This window comes from Streptomyces sp. NPDC045431, from assembly GCF_040646655.1.
In the GTDB taxonomy this organism is placed as follows: Bacteria; Actinomycetota; Actinomycetes; order Streptomycetales; family Streptomycetaceae; genus Streptomyces.
This window is the reverse complement of record NZ_JBEZAQ010000006.1, coordinates 249,368-261,688: the sequence shown is the minus strand read 5'-3', so window position 1 is coordinate 261,688 and position 12,321 is coordinate 249,368. Positions and strand designations below refer to the sequence as shown.

Annotated in this window: 22 protein-coding genes; 20 read left to right on the top strand and 2 right to left on the bottom strand. The window is 68.3% G+C overall.

Going from position 1 to position 12,321, the window contains the following annotated elements; genetic code table 11:
• Positions 1 to 2 precede the first annotated feature (2 nt).
• Both AB0A69_RS16655 and AB0A69_RS16650 read right to left on the bottom strand, forming a co-directional pair.
• Positions 3 to 1,769 carry an RNA ligase family protein gene (locus tag AB0A69_RS16655; RefSeq protein ID WP_361421420.1) on the bottom strand — a complete coding sequence of 589 codons (1,767 nt, stop codon included), beginning with the start codon at positions 1,767 to 1,769 and terminating at the stop codon, positions 3 to 5.
• Between the two features lie 308 nt (positions 1,770 to 2,077).
• Complete coding sequence (locus AB0A69_RS16650; protein WP_361421417.1) at positions 2,078 to 2,563, bottom strand: hypothetical protein; 486 nt, start codon at positions 2,561 to 2,563, stop codon at positions 2,078 to 2,080.
• A 519-nt stretch (positions 2,564 to 3,082) separates the two neighbouring features.
• Between AB0A69_RS16650 and rpsJ the strand changes: the two genes are divergently transcribed.
• From rpsJ to rpmD, 20 genes are all read left to right on the top strand, one after another.
• Positions 3,083 to 3,391: a 30S ribosomal protein S10 gene (gene rpsJ / locus AB0A69_RS16645; RefSeq protein WP_003948644.1), complete on the top strand. Its 309-nt coding sequence runs from the start codon at positions 3,083 to 3,085 to the stop codon at positions 3,389 to 3,391.
• A gap of 13 nt (positions 3,392 to 3,404) precedes the next feature.
• The gene (gene rplC / locus AB0A69_RS16640; RefSeq protein ID WP_361421414.1) at positions 3,405 to 4,049 is read left to right on the top strand and encodes a 50S ribosomal protein L3; all 645 of its coding nucleotides are present in this window, start codon (positions 3,405 to 3,407) and stop codon (positions 4,047 to 4,049) included.
• Positions 4,050 to 4,057: 8 nt separating this feature from the next.
• Entirely contained in the window at positions 4,058 to 4,708 is a 651-nt protein-coding gene (rplD, locus tag AB0A69_RS16635; RefSeq protein ID WP_355353904.1) for a 50S ribosomal protein L4, read from the top strand.
• The gene (gene rplW, locus AB0A69_RS16630) at positions 4,708 to 5,022 is read left to right on the top strand and encodes a 50S ribosomal protein L23 (protein WP_361421410.1); all 315 of its coding nucleotides are present in this window, start codon (positions 4,708 to 4,710) and stop codon (positions 5,020 to 5,022) included. Before rplD ends, rplW begins: the two co-directional genes overlap by 1 nt.
• A gap of 39 nt (positions 5,023 to 5,061) precedes the next feature.
• Positions 5,062 to 5,898, top strand: a complete 837-nt coding sequence (gene rplB / locus AB0A69_RS16625) for a 50S ribosomal protein L2 (protein WP_361421407.1) — start codon at positions 5,062 to 5,064, stop codon at positions 5,896 to 5,898.
• A 12-nt stretch (positions 5,899 to 5,910) separates the two neighbouring features.
• Entirely contained in the window at positions 5,911 to 6,192 is a 282-nt protein-coding gene (gene rpsS / locus AB0A69_RS16620; RefSeq protein WP_041665437.1) for a 30S ribosomal protein S19, read from the top strand.
• 51 nt (positions 6,193 to 6,243) lie between these two features.
• Positions 6,244 to 6,591: a 50S ribosomal protein L22 gene (gene rplV, locus AB0A69_RS16615; RefSeq protein WP_030685471.1), complete on the top strand. Its 348-nt coding sequence runs from the start codon at positions 6,244 to 6,246 to the stop codon at positions 6,589 to 6,591.
• Complete coding sequence (rpsC, locus tag AB0A69_RS16610; RefSeq protein WP_355353915.1) at positions 6,591 to 7,421, top strand: 30S ribosomal protein S3; 831 nt, start codon at positions 6,591 to 6,593, stop codon at positions 7,419 to 7,421. Before rplV ends, rpsC begins: the two co-directional genes overlap by 1 nt.
• Before the next feature lie 5 nt (positions 7,422 to 7,426).
• Positions 7,427 to 7,846: a 50S ribosomal protein L16 gene (gene rplP / locus AB0A69_RS16605; protein ID WP_030494257.1), complete on the top strand. Its 420-nt coding sequence runs from the start codon at positions 7,427 to 7,429 to the stop codon at positions 7,844 to 7,846.
• Positions 7,846 to 8,070 carry a 50S ribosomal protein L29 gene (gene rpmC / locus AB0A69_RS16600; protein ID WP_015035581.1) on the top strand — a complete coding sequence of 75 codons (225 nt, stop codon included), beginning with the start codon at positions 7,846 to 7,848 and terminating at the stop codon, positions 8,068 to 8,070. The genes rplP and rpmC overlap by 1 nt, the downstream gene beginning before the upstream one ends.
• Positions 8,070 to 8,354, top strand: coding sequence for a 30S ribosomal protein S17 (gene rpsQ / locus AB0A69_RS16595; RefSeq protein WP_039656223.1), 285 nt, complete (start codon positions 8,070 to 8,072; stop codon positions 8,352 to 8,354). The genes rpmC and rpsQ overlap by 1 nt, the downstream gene beginning before the upstream one ends.
• A gap of 142 nt (positions 8,355 to 8,496) precedes the next feature.
• Positions 8,497 to 8,865: a 50S ribosomal protein L14 gene (rplN, locus tag AB0A69_RS16590; RefSeq protein WP_003956455.1), complete on the top strand. Its 369-nt coding sequence runs from the start codon at positions 8,497 to 8,499 to the stop codon at positions 8,863 to 8,865.
• A gap of 2 nt (positions 8,866 to 8,867) precedes the next feature.
• The gene (gene rplX / locus AB0A69_RS16585) at positions 8,868 to 9,191 is read left to right on the top strand and encodes a 50S ribosomal protein L24 (protein ID WP_031076675.1); all 324 of its coding nucleotides are present in this window, start codon (positions 8,868 to 8,870) and stop codon (positions 9,189 to 9,191) included.
• Positions 9,191 to 9,748: a 50S ribosomal protein L5 gene (rplE, locus tag AB0A69_RS16580; protein ID WP_004984522.1), complete on the top strand. Its 558-nt coding sequence runs from the start codon at positions 9,191 to 9,193 to the stop codon at positions 9,746 to 9,748. Before rplX ends, rplE begins: the two co-directional genes overlap by 1 nt.
• Before the next feature lie 5 nt (positions 9,749 to 9,753).
• On the top strand, positions 9,754 to 9,939 hold the full coding sequence (locus tag AB0A69_RS16575) for a type Z 30S ribosomal protein S14 (protein ID WP_003956452.1): 186 nt from the start codon (positions 9,754 to 9,756) through the stop codon (positions 9,937 to 9,939).
• Positions 9,940 to 10,147: 208 nt separating this feature from the next.
• Positions 10,148 to 10,546, top strand: a complete 399-nt coding sequence (gene rpsH, locus AB0A69_RS16570; protein WP_010473942.1) for a 30S ribosomal protein S8 — start codon at positions 10,148 to 10,150, stop codon at positions 10,544 to 10,546.
• A 21-nt stretch (positions 10,547 to 10,567) separates the two neighbouring features.
• Complete coding sequence (gene rplF / locus AB0A69_RS16565; protein ID WP_010473939.1) at positions 10,568 to 11,107, top strand: 50S ribosomal protein L6; 540 nt, start codon at positions 10,568 to 10,570, stop codon at positions 11,105 to 11,107.
• A gap of 3 nt (positions 11,108 to 11,110) precedes the next feature.
• The gene (rplR, locus tag AB0A69_RS16560; RefSeq protein ID WP_355353926.1) at positions 11,111 to 11,494 is read left to right on the top strand and encodes a 50S ribosomal protein L18; all 384 of its coding nucleotides are present in this window, start codon (positions 11,111 to 11,113) and stop codon (positions 11,492 to 11,494) included.
• A gap of 39 nt (positions 11,495 to 11,533) precedes the next feature.
• Positions 11,534 to 12,139, top strand: a complete 606-nt coding sequence (gene rpsE / locus AB0A69_RS16555) for a 30S ribosomal protein S5 (RefSeq protein WP_355353929.1) — start codon at positions 11,534 to 11,536, stop codon at positions 12,137 to 12,139.
• Positions 12,139 to 12,321, top strand: coding sequence for a 50S ribosomal protein L30 (gene rpmD / locus AB0A69_RS16550; protein WP_010473936.1), 183 nt, complete (start codon positions 12,139 to 12,141; stop codon positions 12,319 to 12,321). The genes rpsE and rpmD overlap by 1 nt, the downstream gene beginning before the upstream one ends.

Genomic DNA, 12,321 nt, shown 5'->3' with positions numbered 1-12,321 from the left:
CCTCACGCCTCGTCTTCCACTGTGCCGCTCGCGCCGACGTACCAGGTGCGGTGTGCCTGGCCCGGGTACGGCGGGACGAACCGGCGCAGCTGGCCGGCGAGCACCTCCGGCGGCACCGCATGTGTCCGGTGCGCGTTGCGGCGCGCGAGCTCGGCTTCGTCGACCAGCGCCACCGCGTGCGTGACGAGCGCGTCGCGGCGGTGCGCGACCGCGTGCACCAGGGACCGCTGGTGCGGATTGAGCGACGTGGCGTCCCACACCACGGTGCCTCCGGCGGCGAGGGCCGTGTCGAGCCGGTCGAGGCCCTCGCGCAGGACGGCGCCGTTGTCCCGCTGGTCCGACCGGGCGCCGCGCGCCGCACGCAGCTCGTCGAGCGACACGTACGCGGCCACGCCTGCGCCTGCGCCCATGCCGGGCAGCCGGCGCCCGAAGGTGCTCTTCCCGCTGCCCGACGGCCCCACCAGGTGCACCAGCCGGGGAAAGCCCCCCGACCGCCACCGCCACGTCGCCGCGACCGCCTCCTCGGCGGTCGCGATCCGGCCCCGTGCGTACGCCTCGCGCGCCTGCGCCACGCAGCGGTCGGCCGCGTCGGGGTCGTCCACGTCACGGAACGCCTCCCGGAGCCCGTCCAGCGGCCGGGCCTCCTCCGCATGGAGCGCGGACCACTCCACCTGCTCGCGCGCCTCGGCGGTGTCCGCGAGGGCCGCCGCCACCGCGTGCAGGACGCCCAGGTCGGCGGCGTACGACAGCCGCAGGAGCCCGGTGCGCCGCTCCTCGTCCGGGTACGGCCGGTGCAGCCCCGGGTACAGCCCGACCAGGTCGGCCACGCGGCGCGCGAGCGGCATGCCCAGCGGCGCCGCCAGCCGGGCCGCGAGCCGCGCCCTCGGGTGCCGGTGCAGCAGCGCCGCGAGCACCCCGGCGAGCCGGTCGTCGCCCGACCGTCCGAGCCCGAGCCCGTCGAGCCGCGCCGCCACGTCCGCCACGATGTCCGCCACCACGTCCGCAGCCACGTCCGAGGACACGTCCGCGGCACCGTCCGGGGCCCCGTCCGAGGCAGCACCGGCATCCCCGCCTTGCGGCAGGCCGACCGCCGCCGCGAGCGCCTCGGGGTCGGGCGTCGCCCCGGACCGCACGTCCCACAGCGCGGCGCGCGGGCCGAGCCCGTTCTCCACGACGGCGGCGTACATCCAGTGCGCGTCGGTCGTCACGTGCCGGGGCCGCACCCACTTCGCCACCCGCCGCCCGAACTCCGCGTACCCGAAGCCCTCGACCGTCCGGACGACGTACCCCTCCTGGCGGCCGGTGTCGAGCCTTAGGGCGCGCAGCGCCCGCTCGTCGAAGGTGCCCCGCCACAGGACCGGCGGCGTGGGGATCCCCAGCCGCCGCAGGAACGCCACGGTCCGGTCCCAGTCCAGGCACCGCCCGTCGCCGTCCCAGACGGAGAAGCCGTAGAACCAGCTCTCCAGACCGGTGTACGCGATCGAGTGCCGCGCGTACACGTTCTCGCCGCACACCCGCCACCCCGCCGGGACGCGGGCGGCGATCCGCCCCTGGAGACCCTTGACCCAGGCCCGCGACGGATGGTGTGCCGAGTCGAGCGAGCGGGCGTGCAGGCCGTCGGCGTACAGGGTCGTGTTCTCGCCGTCGAGCTTCTCGGTGACCACGACTTCCCGGCCGGCGAACCCCTCCAGACTCCCCGTCCGCACATCGTCGGCGGTCGCGCCGGGGGACCAGGGCAGGTGGGGCGTGCGGGGGTAGGACGTACGCACGGTTCCCCCATGCTCCGAATTCGATCAAGGCATCCGTACCGTAGGCGGCCTCCCCGCCGCCGCGCACCCGGTTATACGGCCACCGTTCGCGCTCCCACGTGTGGAGGACCGCGAGTGCGTAGGCGACGCGCGTGTCCAGGTGCCGCGGGTCGAAGCGGTAGACCCTGCCGACGCCCCGGTAGTCCAGCACCGTGCCGGCGCCGGGCGCGCGCCAGCGGGTTCGTACCGGTCTCGCGACCGTGTCGTCGTCGGCCTCACCCACGCGAGGCGCGAGGCGAGGCGCGAGAGAACGTCAGCGGAGCGCTGCGCTACTTCAGCTTGTACGAGCAGGGCTTGGCGACCGCCCCGTCGCCGTTGTCCGCCACCTTCTTGCCGTCGACCGTGATCGTGCACCCGGCCGCCTTCAGCATGCCGTCCTCGCCCTGCGAGTGGCCCGGCGTGACGATCACGAGCCGGCCGACCTGCTTCTCCGCGCCCTCCGGGGTGATGGTGGCGGTCCTCTTCCAGGGCAGCGTCACCGTCTCGGTCTTCGACTCGTCGAGGGTGTACATGATCATCGTCTGACCCTTGCCGGTCACCTCGATGGTCACCTCGTGCGCCGCGCCGCCCTCGTCCGCGGGCTTCCCCGCGGGCTTCTCCGTCGGCTGCTCCGCCGTCGGCGTCTTGCCGGCACCCGCGTCGCCCTTGTCGCCGGCGCTGCCGCCGGTCCCGTCCGCTCCGCCGCAGCCCGTCAGCAGTGCCGCCGCCAGGGCCAGCGCCACGGCCGTCGTCGTCTTGCGCACGATTTCCCCCATGATCCATCCGGTTTCCGGGCGGTGGGCCCGCCCGGGACGGCCAGTGATCATAGTGGCGGTGGCGGGCGGCGCCCGGCGCGGCCGGACCGCGCGCTTCCGCGTGCCGCGGTTTGACAGGCAACCCCGGCGGGGTAATCTCTTCGGCTCGATTGGCGTCGGCCGTGCCCGGTGTGGCAGACTGTCCGGGTTGCTCGGTTGAGTGCCGATGCTGCGCGCCTCCCGCCGGGAGGACCGGAAGCGAGTCCCACAGTACTCGTCGCCTCTGATCAGGGGCGGACGTACGGGAATCTTCCGGGAAGTGTCAGCGGGGCGCCGACCAGGCACCCGGTGGCCAGACGCGTCCATACGTCGATCCCCGGTCTCGCGGTCCACGGGACCGCACCCCCTCGGTTGGGAAATCCTTCGGGATATCTGCGTAGAGGGAGTGCGACACGCCCGACCGCGGGGGTCGGAGATCAGGACAGGGCGCGGACCCACCAGGTACCAGAGCGTTACGAGAGACAGGACTACTGAGTAGCCATGGCGGGACAGAAGATCCGCATCCGGCTCAAGGCCTACGACCACGAGGTCATCGACTCTTCGGCGAAGAAGATCGTCGAGACGGTGACCCGTACCGGTGCGTCGGTCGCGGGCCCGGTGCCGCTGCCCACTGAGAAGAACGTGTACTGCGTCATCAAGTCGCCGCACAAGTACAAGGACTCGCGCGAGCACTTCGAGATGCGCACGCACAAGCGCCTCATCGACATCCTCGACCCCACGCCGAAGACGGTTGACTCGCTCATGCGCCTCGACCTGCCGGCCGGCGTCGACATCGAGATCAAGCTCTGAGGTGACGCGCGAGATGGCTAAGAACATTAAGGGCGTCCTGGGCGAGAAGCTCGGCATGACCCAGGTCTGGGACGAGAACAACCGGGTCGTCCCGGTGACCGTCGTCAAGGCCGGGCCCTGCGTCGTCACCCAGGTCCGCACGAACGACATCGACGGCTACGAGTCGGTCCAGATCGCCTTCGGCGAGATCGACCCGCGCAAGGTGAACAAGCCCCTCAAGGGTCACTTCGCCAAGGCCGACGTCACCCCGCGCCGCCACCTGGTGGAGATCCGCACCGCTGACGCCTCCGAGTACACGCTCGGCCAGGAGATCACCGCTGAGGTCTTCGAGGCGGGCGTCAAGGTCGACGTCACCGGCAAGAGCAAGGGCAAGGGCTTCGCCGGTGTCATGAAGCGCCACAACTTCCGTGGCCTGGGCGCCGGACACGGCACCCAGCGCAAGCACCGCTCGCCCGGTTCCATCGGTGGCTGCGCCACCCCGGGCCGTGTGTTCAAGGGCCTCCGTATGGCGGGCCGCATGGGCAACGAGCGGGTCACCACCCAGAACCTGACCGTCCACGCCGTTGACGCGGAGAAGGGCCTGCTCCTGATCAAGGGTGCGGTTCCTGGTCCGAACGGCGGCCTCGTCCTGGTCCGTACCGCGGCCAAGGGGGCCTGAGGTAACCGATGAGCACCATTGACATCCTTTCGCCGGCAGGCGACAAGGCCGGGACCGTCGAGCTCCCCGCGGAGATCTTCGACGCGAAGACCAGCGTTCCGCTGATCCACCAGGTCGTCGTCGCACAGCTGGCCGCTGCCCGCCAGGGCACGCACAAGACCAAGACCCGTGGCGAAGTCCGCGGCGGCGGCAAGAAGCCGTACCGCCAGAAGGGCACCGGCCGCGCCCGTCAGGGCTCGACCCGCGCCCCGCAGTTCGCCGGCGGTGGCGTCGTCCACGGCCCCGTGCCGCGTGACTACTCGCAGCGCACCCCGAAGAAGATGAAGGCCGCCGCCCTCCGCGGTGCCCTCTCGGACCGGGCGCGTCACTCCCGCATCCACGTCGTCTCCGGCGTGGTCGAGGGCGAGATCTCCACCAAGGCCGCCAAGACGCTGTTCGGCAAGATCTCGGAGCGCAAGAACCTGCTCCTGGTCGCCGAGCGCTCGGACGAGGCCGCGTGGCTGTCCGCCCGCAACCTGCCCCAGGTGCACATCCTGGAGCCGGGCCAGCTGAACACGTACGACGTGCTCGTCTCCGACGACGTGGTCTTCACCAAGGCCGCCTTCGAGTCCTTCGTGTCTGGCCCCAAGGCCGCTGACAACGAGGGGAGCGAGGCCTGATGGCCGAGATCACCAGCAAGACCTTCACGGACCCGCGCGACATTCTCGTCAAGCCGGTTGTCTCCGAGAAGAGCTACGCGCTGCTGGACGAGAACAAGTACACGTTCATCGTCGACCCGCGCGCGAACAAGACCCAGATCAAGCAGGCCGTCGAGGCGGTCTTCTCGGTCAAGGTCGCCGGGGTCAACACGATCAACCGCCAGGGCAAGCGCAAGCGCACCCGCACCGGTTTCGGCAAGCGCGCCAACACGAAGCGCGCCATCGTGACCCTTGCCGAGGGCAGCCGAATCGACATCTTCGGCCAGGCCTCCTAACGGAGTGCCCTGGTCCGAATATCGGACGAGGACTGAGAAATGGGTATCCGCAAGTACAAGCCGACGACTCCGGGCCGTCGTGGCTCCAGCGTCGCCGACTTCGTCGAGATCACGCGGTCCACGCCGGAGAAGTCGCTGGTCCGCCCCCTGCACAGCAAGGGCGGCCGTAACAACACCGGTCGTGTGACCGTCCGTCACCAGGGCGGTGGCCACAAGCGCGCCTACCGCGTGATCGACTTCCGTCGTCACGACAAGGACGGCGTGCCGGCGAAGGTCGCTCACATCGAGTACGACCCCAACCGCACCGCTCGCATCGCGCTGCTCCACTACGCGGACGGCGAGAAGCGCTACATCATCGCTCCGCGTGGCCTGAGCCAGGGCGACCGGATCGAGAACGGCCCCGCGGCCGACATCAAGCCGGGCAACAACCTGGCCCTGCGCAACATCCCGGTCGGTACCACGATCCACGCGATCGAGCTCCGTCCCGGCGGTGGCGCCAAGTTCGCCCGCTCCGCCGGTGCCTCCGTGCAGCTGCTCGCGAAGGAGGGCTCGATGGCCCACCTCCGCATGCCGTCCGGTGAGATCCGTCTGGTCGACGTCCGCTGCCGCGCCACCATCGGCGAGGTCGGCAACGCCGAGCAGTCGAACATCAACTGGGGCAAGGCCGGCCGTAAGCGCTGGCTGGGCGTCCGCCCGACCGTCCGTGGTGTCGCCATGAACCCGGTCGACCACCCGCACGGTGGTGGTGAGGGCAAGACCTCCGGTGGTCGTCACCCGGTTTCCCCGTGGGGTCAGAAGGAGGGTCGTACTCGTTCTCCCAAGAAGGCGAGCAACAAGTACATCGTCCGCCGCCGCAAGACGAACAAGAAGCGCTAGGAGCGGGTTTAGATGCCGCGTAGTCTCAAGAAGGGGCCCTTCGTCGACGACCACCTGATCAAGAAGGTGGATTCTCAGAACGAAGCCGGCACCAAGAACGTCATCAAGACCTGGTCCCGTCGCTCGATGATCGTCCCGGCCATGCTCGGCCACACGATCGCGGTGCACAACGGCAAGACCCACATCCCGGTGTTCGTCACCGAGTCGATGGTCGGCCACAAGCTCGGCGAGTTCTCGCCGACGCGCACCTTCCGGGGTCACGTCAAGGAAGACCGGAAGTCGAAGCGCCGCTAACCAGCGGGGTGAAAGACCATGACGAACGTGTCAGACACTGAAGGGACAACCATGGAAGCCAGGGCCCAGGCGCGGTACATCCGCGTCACGCCCATGAAGGCCCGCCGCGTGGTGGACCTCATCCGTGGCATGGACGCCACGGAGGCTCAGGCGGTCCTGCGTTTCGCCCCGCAGGCCGCGAGCGTGCCGGTGGGCAAGGTGCTGGACAGCGCCATTGCCAACGCCGCGCACAACTACGACCACACGGACGCCTCTTCGCTGTACATCAGCGAGGCGTACGTTGACGAGGGCCCGACCCTGAAGCGGTTCCGTCCGCGCGCCCAGGGCCGTGCCTACCGGATCCGCAAGCGGACCAGCCACATCACCGTGGTCGTCAGCAGCAAGGAAGGAACCCGGTAATGGGCCAGAAGGTAAACCCGCACGGGTTCCGGCTCGGCATCACCACCGACTTCAAGTCGCGCTGGTACGCCGACAAGCTGTACAAGGACTACGTCAAGGAAGACGTCGCCATCCGTCGGATGATGACGTCCGGCATGGAGCGCGCCGGCATCTCGAAGGTGGAGATCGAGCGCACCCGTGACCGTGTCCGCGTGGACATCCACACCGCGCGTCCGGGCATCGTCATCGGCCGCCGTGGCGCCGAGGCCGACCGCATCCGCGGTGACCTCGAGAAGCTCACGGGCAAGCAGGTCCAGCTGAACATCCTCGAGGTCAAGAACCCCGAGGTCGACGCTCAGCTCGTGGCCCAGGCCGTTGCCGAGCAGCTGTCCTCCCGCGTCTCCTTCCGCCGCGCCATGCGCAAGAGCATGCAGTCGGCGATGAAGGCGGGCGCCAAGGGCATCAAGATCCAGTGTGGCGGCCGTCTCGGCGGCGCCGAGATGTCCCGCTCGGAGTTCTACCGCGAGGGCCGTGTGCCGCTGCACACGCTCCGCGCGAACGTCGAGTACGGCTTCTTCGAGGCCAAGACGACCTTCGGCCGCATCGGCGTGAAGGTCTGGATCTACAAGGGCGACGTCAAGAACATCGCCGAGGTCCGCGCCGAGAACGCCGCTGCCCGCGCCGGCAACCGCCCGGCCCGTGGTGGCGCTGACCGCCCCGCCGGCCGTGGTGGCCGCGGTGGCGAGCGTGGCGGTCGCGGTCGCAAGCCGCAGCAGAACGCCGGCGCCGAGGCCCCCAAGGCCGAGGCTGCCGCCGCTGCTCCGGCTGAGAGCACCGGAACGGAGGCCTGACCGACATGCTGATCCCCCGTAGGGTCAAGCACCGCAAGCAGCACCACCCGAAGCGCAACGGTATGTCCAAGGGTGGCACGCAGGTTGCGTTCGGCGAGTACGGCATTCAGGCCCTCACCCCGGCCTACGTGACCAACCGCCAGATCGAGGCCGCGCGTATCGCGATGACCCGCCACATCAAGCGTGGCGGCAAGGTCTGGATCAACATCTACCCGGACCGTCCGCTCACGAAGAAGCCTGCCGAGACCCGCATGGGTTCCGGTAAGGGTTCGCCGGAGTGGTGGATCGCGAACGTCAAGCCTGGTCGGGTGATGTTCGAGCTGTCCTACCCGAACGAGAAGATCGCGCGTGAGGCCCTGACTCGTGCCGCCCACAAGCTGCCGATGAAGTGCAAGATCGTCAAGCGCGAGGCAGGTGAGCTGTGATGTCGGCCGGTACCAAGGCGTCCGAGCTGCGCGAGCTGGGCAACGAGGAGCTTCTCAACAAGCTCCGCGAGGCCAAGGAAGAGCTGTTCAACCTCCGCTTCCAGGCGGCGACCGGGCAGCTCGAGAACCACGGTCGGCTCAAGTCCGTCCGTAAGGACATCGCCCGGATCTACACCCTGATGCGCGAGCGCGAGCTGGGCATCGAGACGGTGGAGAGCGCCTGATGAGCGAGAGCAACGTGACTGAGAACAAGGAAGCGCGCGGTTTCCGCAAGACCCGTGAGGGTCTGGTCGTCAGCGACAAGATGGACAAGACCGTCGTCGTCGCCGTCGAGGACCGCGTCAAGCACGCGCTGTACGGCAAGGTCATCCGCCGTACGAACAAGCTCAAGGCGCACGACGAGCAGAACGCCGCGGGTGTCGGCGACCGCGTCCTCCTCATGGAGACCCGGCCGCTGTCCGCGACGAAGCGCTGGCGCGTCGTCGAGATCCTCGAGAAGGCCAAGTAATTTTGCGGCGGACTCTCCCCTCGCCGGGAGAGTCCCCGCATGCCCCTCGCTGAGGCGTCACTGCCCCAGCATTTAGTTCCGCCAGGCTCGGCAGGGCCTCTCCAGGCCCTGCCGGGAACCGGCAGACGATCAGGAGATAGACGTGATCCAGCAGGAGTCGCGACTGCGTGTCGCCGACAACACTGGTGCCAAGGAGATCCTTTGCATCCGTGTTCTCGGTGGTTCCGGTCGCCGCTACGCGGGCATCGGTGACGTCATCGTCGCCACCGTCAAGGACGCGATCCCCGGTGGCAACGTGAAGAAGGGTGACGTCGTCAAGGCGGTCATCGTTCGCACCGTCAAGGAGCGCCGCCGCCAGGACGGCTCGTACATCCGCTTCGACGAGAACGCCGCCGTCATTCTGAAGAACGACGGCGACCCTCGCGGCACCCGTATCTTCGGCCCCGTGGGCCGTGAGCTGCGCGAGAAGAAGTTCATGAAGATCATCTCGCTCGCGCCGGAGGTGCTGTAAGCATGAAGATCAAGAAGGGCGACCTGGTCCAGGTCATCACCGGTAAGGACAAGGGCAAGCAGGGCAAGGTCATCGCGGCCTTCCCCCGCGAGGACCGTGTCCTGGTCGAGGGTGTCAACCGGGTCAAGAAGCACACCAAGGCCGGTCAGACCGCTCGCGGTTCGCAGACCGGTGGGATCATCACCACCGAGGCCCCCATCCACGTGAGCAACGTTCAGCTCGTCGTGGAGAAGGACGGCAAGAAGGTCGTGACCCGCGTCGGTTACCGCTTCGACGATGAGGGCAACAAGATCCGCGTTGCCAAGCGGACGGGTGAGGACATCTGATGGCTACCACCACCACTCCGCGTCTGAAGACGAAGTACCGCGAGGAGATCGCGGGCAAGCTGCGTGAGGAGTTCTCGTACGAGAACGTCATGCAGGTCCCGGGTCTCGTCAAGATCGTGGTCAACATGGGTGTGGGCGACGCCGCCCGCGACTCCAAGCTGATCGAGGGCGCCATCCGCGACCTCACCACGATCACCGGTCAGAAGCCGGCCGTCACCAAGGCCCGCAAGTCCATCGCGCAGTTCAAGCTGCGTGAGGGCCAGCCGATCGGTGCCCACGTCACGCTCCGTGGCGACCGCATGTGGGAGTTCCTGGACCGCACCCTGTCGCTCGCGCTGCCGCGCATCCGCGACTTCCGCGGCCTGTCCCCCAAGCAGTTCGACGGCCGTGGCAACTACACCTTCGGTCTCACGGAGCAGGTCATGTTCCACGAGATCGACCAGGACAAGATCGACCGTGTCCGGGGTATGGACATCACCGTGGTGACCACGGCGACCAACGACGAAGAGGGCCGTGCGCTCCTCCGTCACCTCGGCTTCCCCTTCAAGGAGGCGTAAGCGAGATGGCGAAGAAGGCTCTCATCGCGAAGGCTGCCCGCAAGCCCAAGTTCGGCGTGCGCGCGTACACCCGCTGCCAGCGCTGCGGTCGTCCGCACTCCGTCTACCGCAAGTTCGGCCTGTGCCGCGTGTGCCTCCGTGAGATGGCTCACCGTGGCGAGCTGCCGGGCGTGACCAAGAGCTCCTGGTAATCCCTCACTTGGGATGACCGGAGTCTCTCGGTAAGCATCTGGTCGGCAGGAGCCCTTCCCCGCATGCCGTAGGCTTGTGGGGTTGGGCGCCTGCCGCCCGTACGACTTACTACGCCGTAGGTCCCCGCACCGCACCCGTCCCGCCCATGAGTGGGGAGAGGGATGGCGCACATAGGAAACCCCGGCGAGAGAGGCCGAAGGCCAATTCATGACCATGACTGATCCGATCGCAGACATGCTTACGCGTCTGCGGAACGCGAACTCGGCGTACCACGACACCGTGACGATGCCGCACAGCAAGATCAAGTCTCACATCGCGGAGATCCTCAAGCAGGAGGGCTTCATCACGGGCTGGAAGGTCGAGGACGCCGAGGTCGGCAAGAACCTCGTCCTCGAGCTCAAGTTCGGCCCGAACCGTGAGCGCTCCATCGCGGGCATCAAGCGGATCTCGAAGCCCGGTCTCCGGGTGTACGCGAAGTCCACCAACCTGCCGAAGGTCCTCGGCGGCCTGGGCGTGGCGATCATCTCCACGTCCCACGGTCTCCTGACCGGCCAGCAGGCGCAGAAGAAGGGCGTGGGTGGGGAAGTCCTCGCCTACGTCTGGTAGTCGGGAACGGAGGAAAAGCCAATGTCGCGTATCGGCAAGCTCCCCATCACGGTTCCCGCCGGTGTGGACGTCACCATCGATGGCCGCACGGTCGAGGTGAAGGGCCCCAAGGGCACCCTCACCCACACCGTCGCCGCCCCGATCGAGATCGTCAAGGGTGAGGACGGCGTTCTGAACGTCACCCGCCCGAACGATGAGCGTCAGAACAAGGCCCTCCACGGCCTGTCCCGCACGCTGGTGGCCAACATGATCACCGGTGTGACCCAGGGGTACACGAAGGCGCTCGAGATCAGCGGTGTCGGTTACCGCGTCGCCGCGAAGGGCTCCAACCTGGAGTTCCAGCTCGGTTACAGCCACCCGATCCTGGTGGAGGCCCCCGAGGGGATCTCCTTCAAGGTCGAGTCGCCGACCAAGTTCTCGGTCGAGGGCATCGACAAGCAGAAGGTCGGCGAGGTCGCCGCGAACATCCGCAAGCTGCGCAAGCCCGACCCGTACAAGGCCAAGGGCGTGAAGTACGCGGGCGAGGTCATCCGCCGCAAGGTCGGAAAGGCTGGTAAGTAACCCATGGCATACGGTACGAAGATCGCCAAGGGCGACGCTTACAAGCGCGCCGCTAAGGCGCGTCGCCACATCCGTATCCGCAAGAACGTCTCGGGTACGCCGGAGCGTCCGCGTCTGGTCGTCACCCGGTCCAACCGCGGCATCACCGCTCAGGTCATCGACGACATCGCGGGTCACACCCTGGCGTCGGCGTCCACCCTGGACGCGTCCATCCGCGGCGGCGAAGGCGACAAGTCGGCGAAGGCGAAGCAGGTCGGCCAGCTCGTGGCCGAGCGTGCCAAGGCCGCCGGCGTCGAAGCTGTCGTGTTCGACCGTGGCGGCAACCGCTACGCCGGGCGCATCGCCGCCCTGGCGGATGCCGCCCGTGAAGCCGGCCTGAAGTTCTGAGCCGGTTCCGCACGTAGGAAGACTAGGAAGGAAAGTCCAATGGCTGGACCCCAGCGCCGCGGAAGCGGTGCCGGTGGCGGCGAGCGGCGGGACCGGAAGGGCCGTGACGGCGGCGCTGCTGCCGCCGAGAAGACCGCGTACGTTGAGCGCGTCGTCGCGATCAACCGCGTCGCCAAGGTTGTGAAGGGTGGTCGTCGCTTCAGCTTCACCGCGCTGGTCGTGGTAGGCGACGGTGACGGCACCGTTGGTGTCGGTTACGGCAAGGCCAAGGAGGTGCCGGCCGCCATCGCCAAGGGTGTGGAGGAGGCCAAGAAGCACTTCTTCAAGGTCCCCCGTATCCAGGGCACCATCCCGCACCCCATCCAGGGTGAGAAGGCGGCGGGCGTCGTCATGCTCAAGCCGGCGTCCCCCGGTACCGGCGTTATCGCCGGTGGCCCGGTGCGTGCCGTGCTCGAGTGCGCCGGCGTTCACGACATCCTGTCGAAGTCGCTCGGCTCGTCCAACGCGATCAACATCGTGCACGCGACCGTGGAGGCCCTGAAGGGCCTGCAGCGTCCCGAGGAGATCGCGGCTCGCCGTGGTCTGCCCCTCGAGGACGTCGCCCCCGCGGCTCTCCTCCGTGCGCGTGCCGGGGCGGGTGCGTAATGGCTCGCCTCAAGATCACGCAGACGAAGTCGTACATCGGCAGCAAGCAGAACCACCGCGACACCCTGCGTTCCCTTGGTCTCAAGGGCATCAACACGCAGGTCGTCAAGGAGGACCGCCCCGAGTTCCGCGGCATGGTGCACACCGTCCGCCACCTCGTGACGGTCGAGGAGGTCGACTGA

What these genes read in the sequence shown, in the direction of transcription:
- AB0A69_RS16650 (WP_361421417.1), bottom strand. Translation starts at nt 2,563, where the DNA reads ATGGGGGAAATCGTGCGCAAGACGACGACGGCCGTGGCGCTGGCCCTG.
- rpsJ (WP_003948644.1), top strand. Translation starts at nt 3,083, where the DNA reads ATGGCGGGACAGAAGATCCGCATCCGGCTCAAGGCCTACGACCACGAG.
- rplC (WP_361421414.1), top strand. Translation starts at nt 3,405, where the DNA reads ATGGCTAAGAACATTAAGGGCGTCCTGGGCGAGAAGCTCGGCATGACC.
- rplD (WP_355353904.1), top strand. Translation starts at nt 4,058, where the DNA reads ATGAGCACCATTGACATCCTTTCGCCGGCAGGCGACAAGGCCGGGACC.
- rplW (WP_361421410.1), top strand. Translation starts at nt 4,708, where the DNA reads ATGGCCGAGATCACCAGCAAGACCTTCACGGACCCGCGCGACATTCTC.
- rplB (WP_361421407.1), top strand. Translation starts at nt 5,062, where the DNA reads ATGGGTATCCGCAAGTACAAGCCGACGACTCCGGGCCGTCGTGGCTCC.
- rpsS (WP_041665437.1), top strand. Translation starts at nt 5,911, where the DNA reads ATGCCGCGTAGTCTCAAGAAGGGGCCCTTCGTCGACGACCACCTGATC.
- rplV (WP_030685471.1), top strand. Translation starts at nt 6,244, where the DNA reads ATGGAAGCCAGGGCCCAGGCGCGGTACATCCGCGTCACGCCCATGAAG.
- rpsC (WP_355353915.1), top strand. Translation starts at nt 6,591, where the DNA reads ATGGGCCAGAAGGTAAACCCGCACGGGTTCCGGCTCGGCATCACCACC.
- rplP (WP_030494257.1), top strand. Translation starts at nt 7,427, where the DNA reads ATGCTGATCCCCCGTAGGGTCAAGCACCGCAAGCAGCACCACCCGAAG.
- rpmC (WP_015035581.1), top strand. Translation starts at nt 7,846, where the DNA reads ATGTCGGCCGGTACCAAGGCGTCCGAGCTGCGCGAGCTGGGCAACGAG.
- rpsQ (WP_039656223.1), top strand. Translation starts at nt 8,070, where the DNA reads ATGAGCGAGAGCAACGTGACTGAGAACAAGGAAGCGCGCGGTTTCCGC.
- rplX (WP_031076675.1), top strand. Translation starts at nt 8,868, where the DNA reads ATGAAGATCAAGAAGGGCGACCTGGTCCAGGTCATCACCGGTAAGGAC.
- rplE (WP_004984522.1), top strand. Translation starts at nt 9,191, where the DNA reads ATGGCTACCACCACCACTCCGCGTCTGAAGACGAAGTACCGCGAGGAG.
- AB0A69_RS16575 (WP_003956452.1), top strand. Translation starts at nt 9,754, where the DNA reads ATGGCGAAGAAGGCTCTCATCGCGAAGGCTGCCCGCAAGCCCAAGTTC.
- rpsH (WP_010473942.1), top strand. Translation starts at nt 10,148, where the DNA reads ATGACCATGACTGATCCGATCGCAGACATGCTTACGCGTCTGCGGAAC.
- rplF (WP_010473939.1), top strand. Translation starts at nt 10,568, where the DNA reads ATGTCGCGTATCGGCAAGCTCCCCATCACGGTTCCCGCCGGTGTGGAC.
- rplR (WP_355353926.1), top strand. Translation starts at nt 11,111, where the DNA reads ATGGCATACGGTACGAAGATCGCCAAGGGCGACGCTTACAAGCGCGCC.
- rpsE (WP_355353929.1), top strand. Translation starts at nt 11,534, where the DNA reads ATGGCTGGACCCCAGCGCCGCGGAAGCGGTGCCGGTGGCGGCGAGCGG.
- rpmD (WP_010473936.1), top strand. Translation starts at nt 12,139, where the DNA reads ATGGCTCGCCTCAAGATCACGCAGACGAAGTCGTACATCGGCAGCAAG.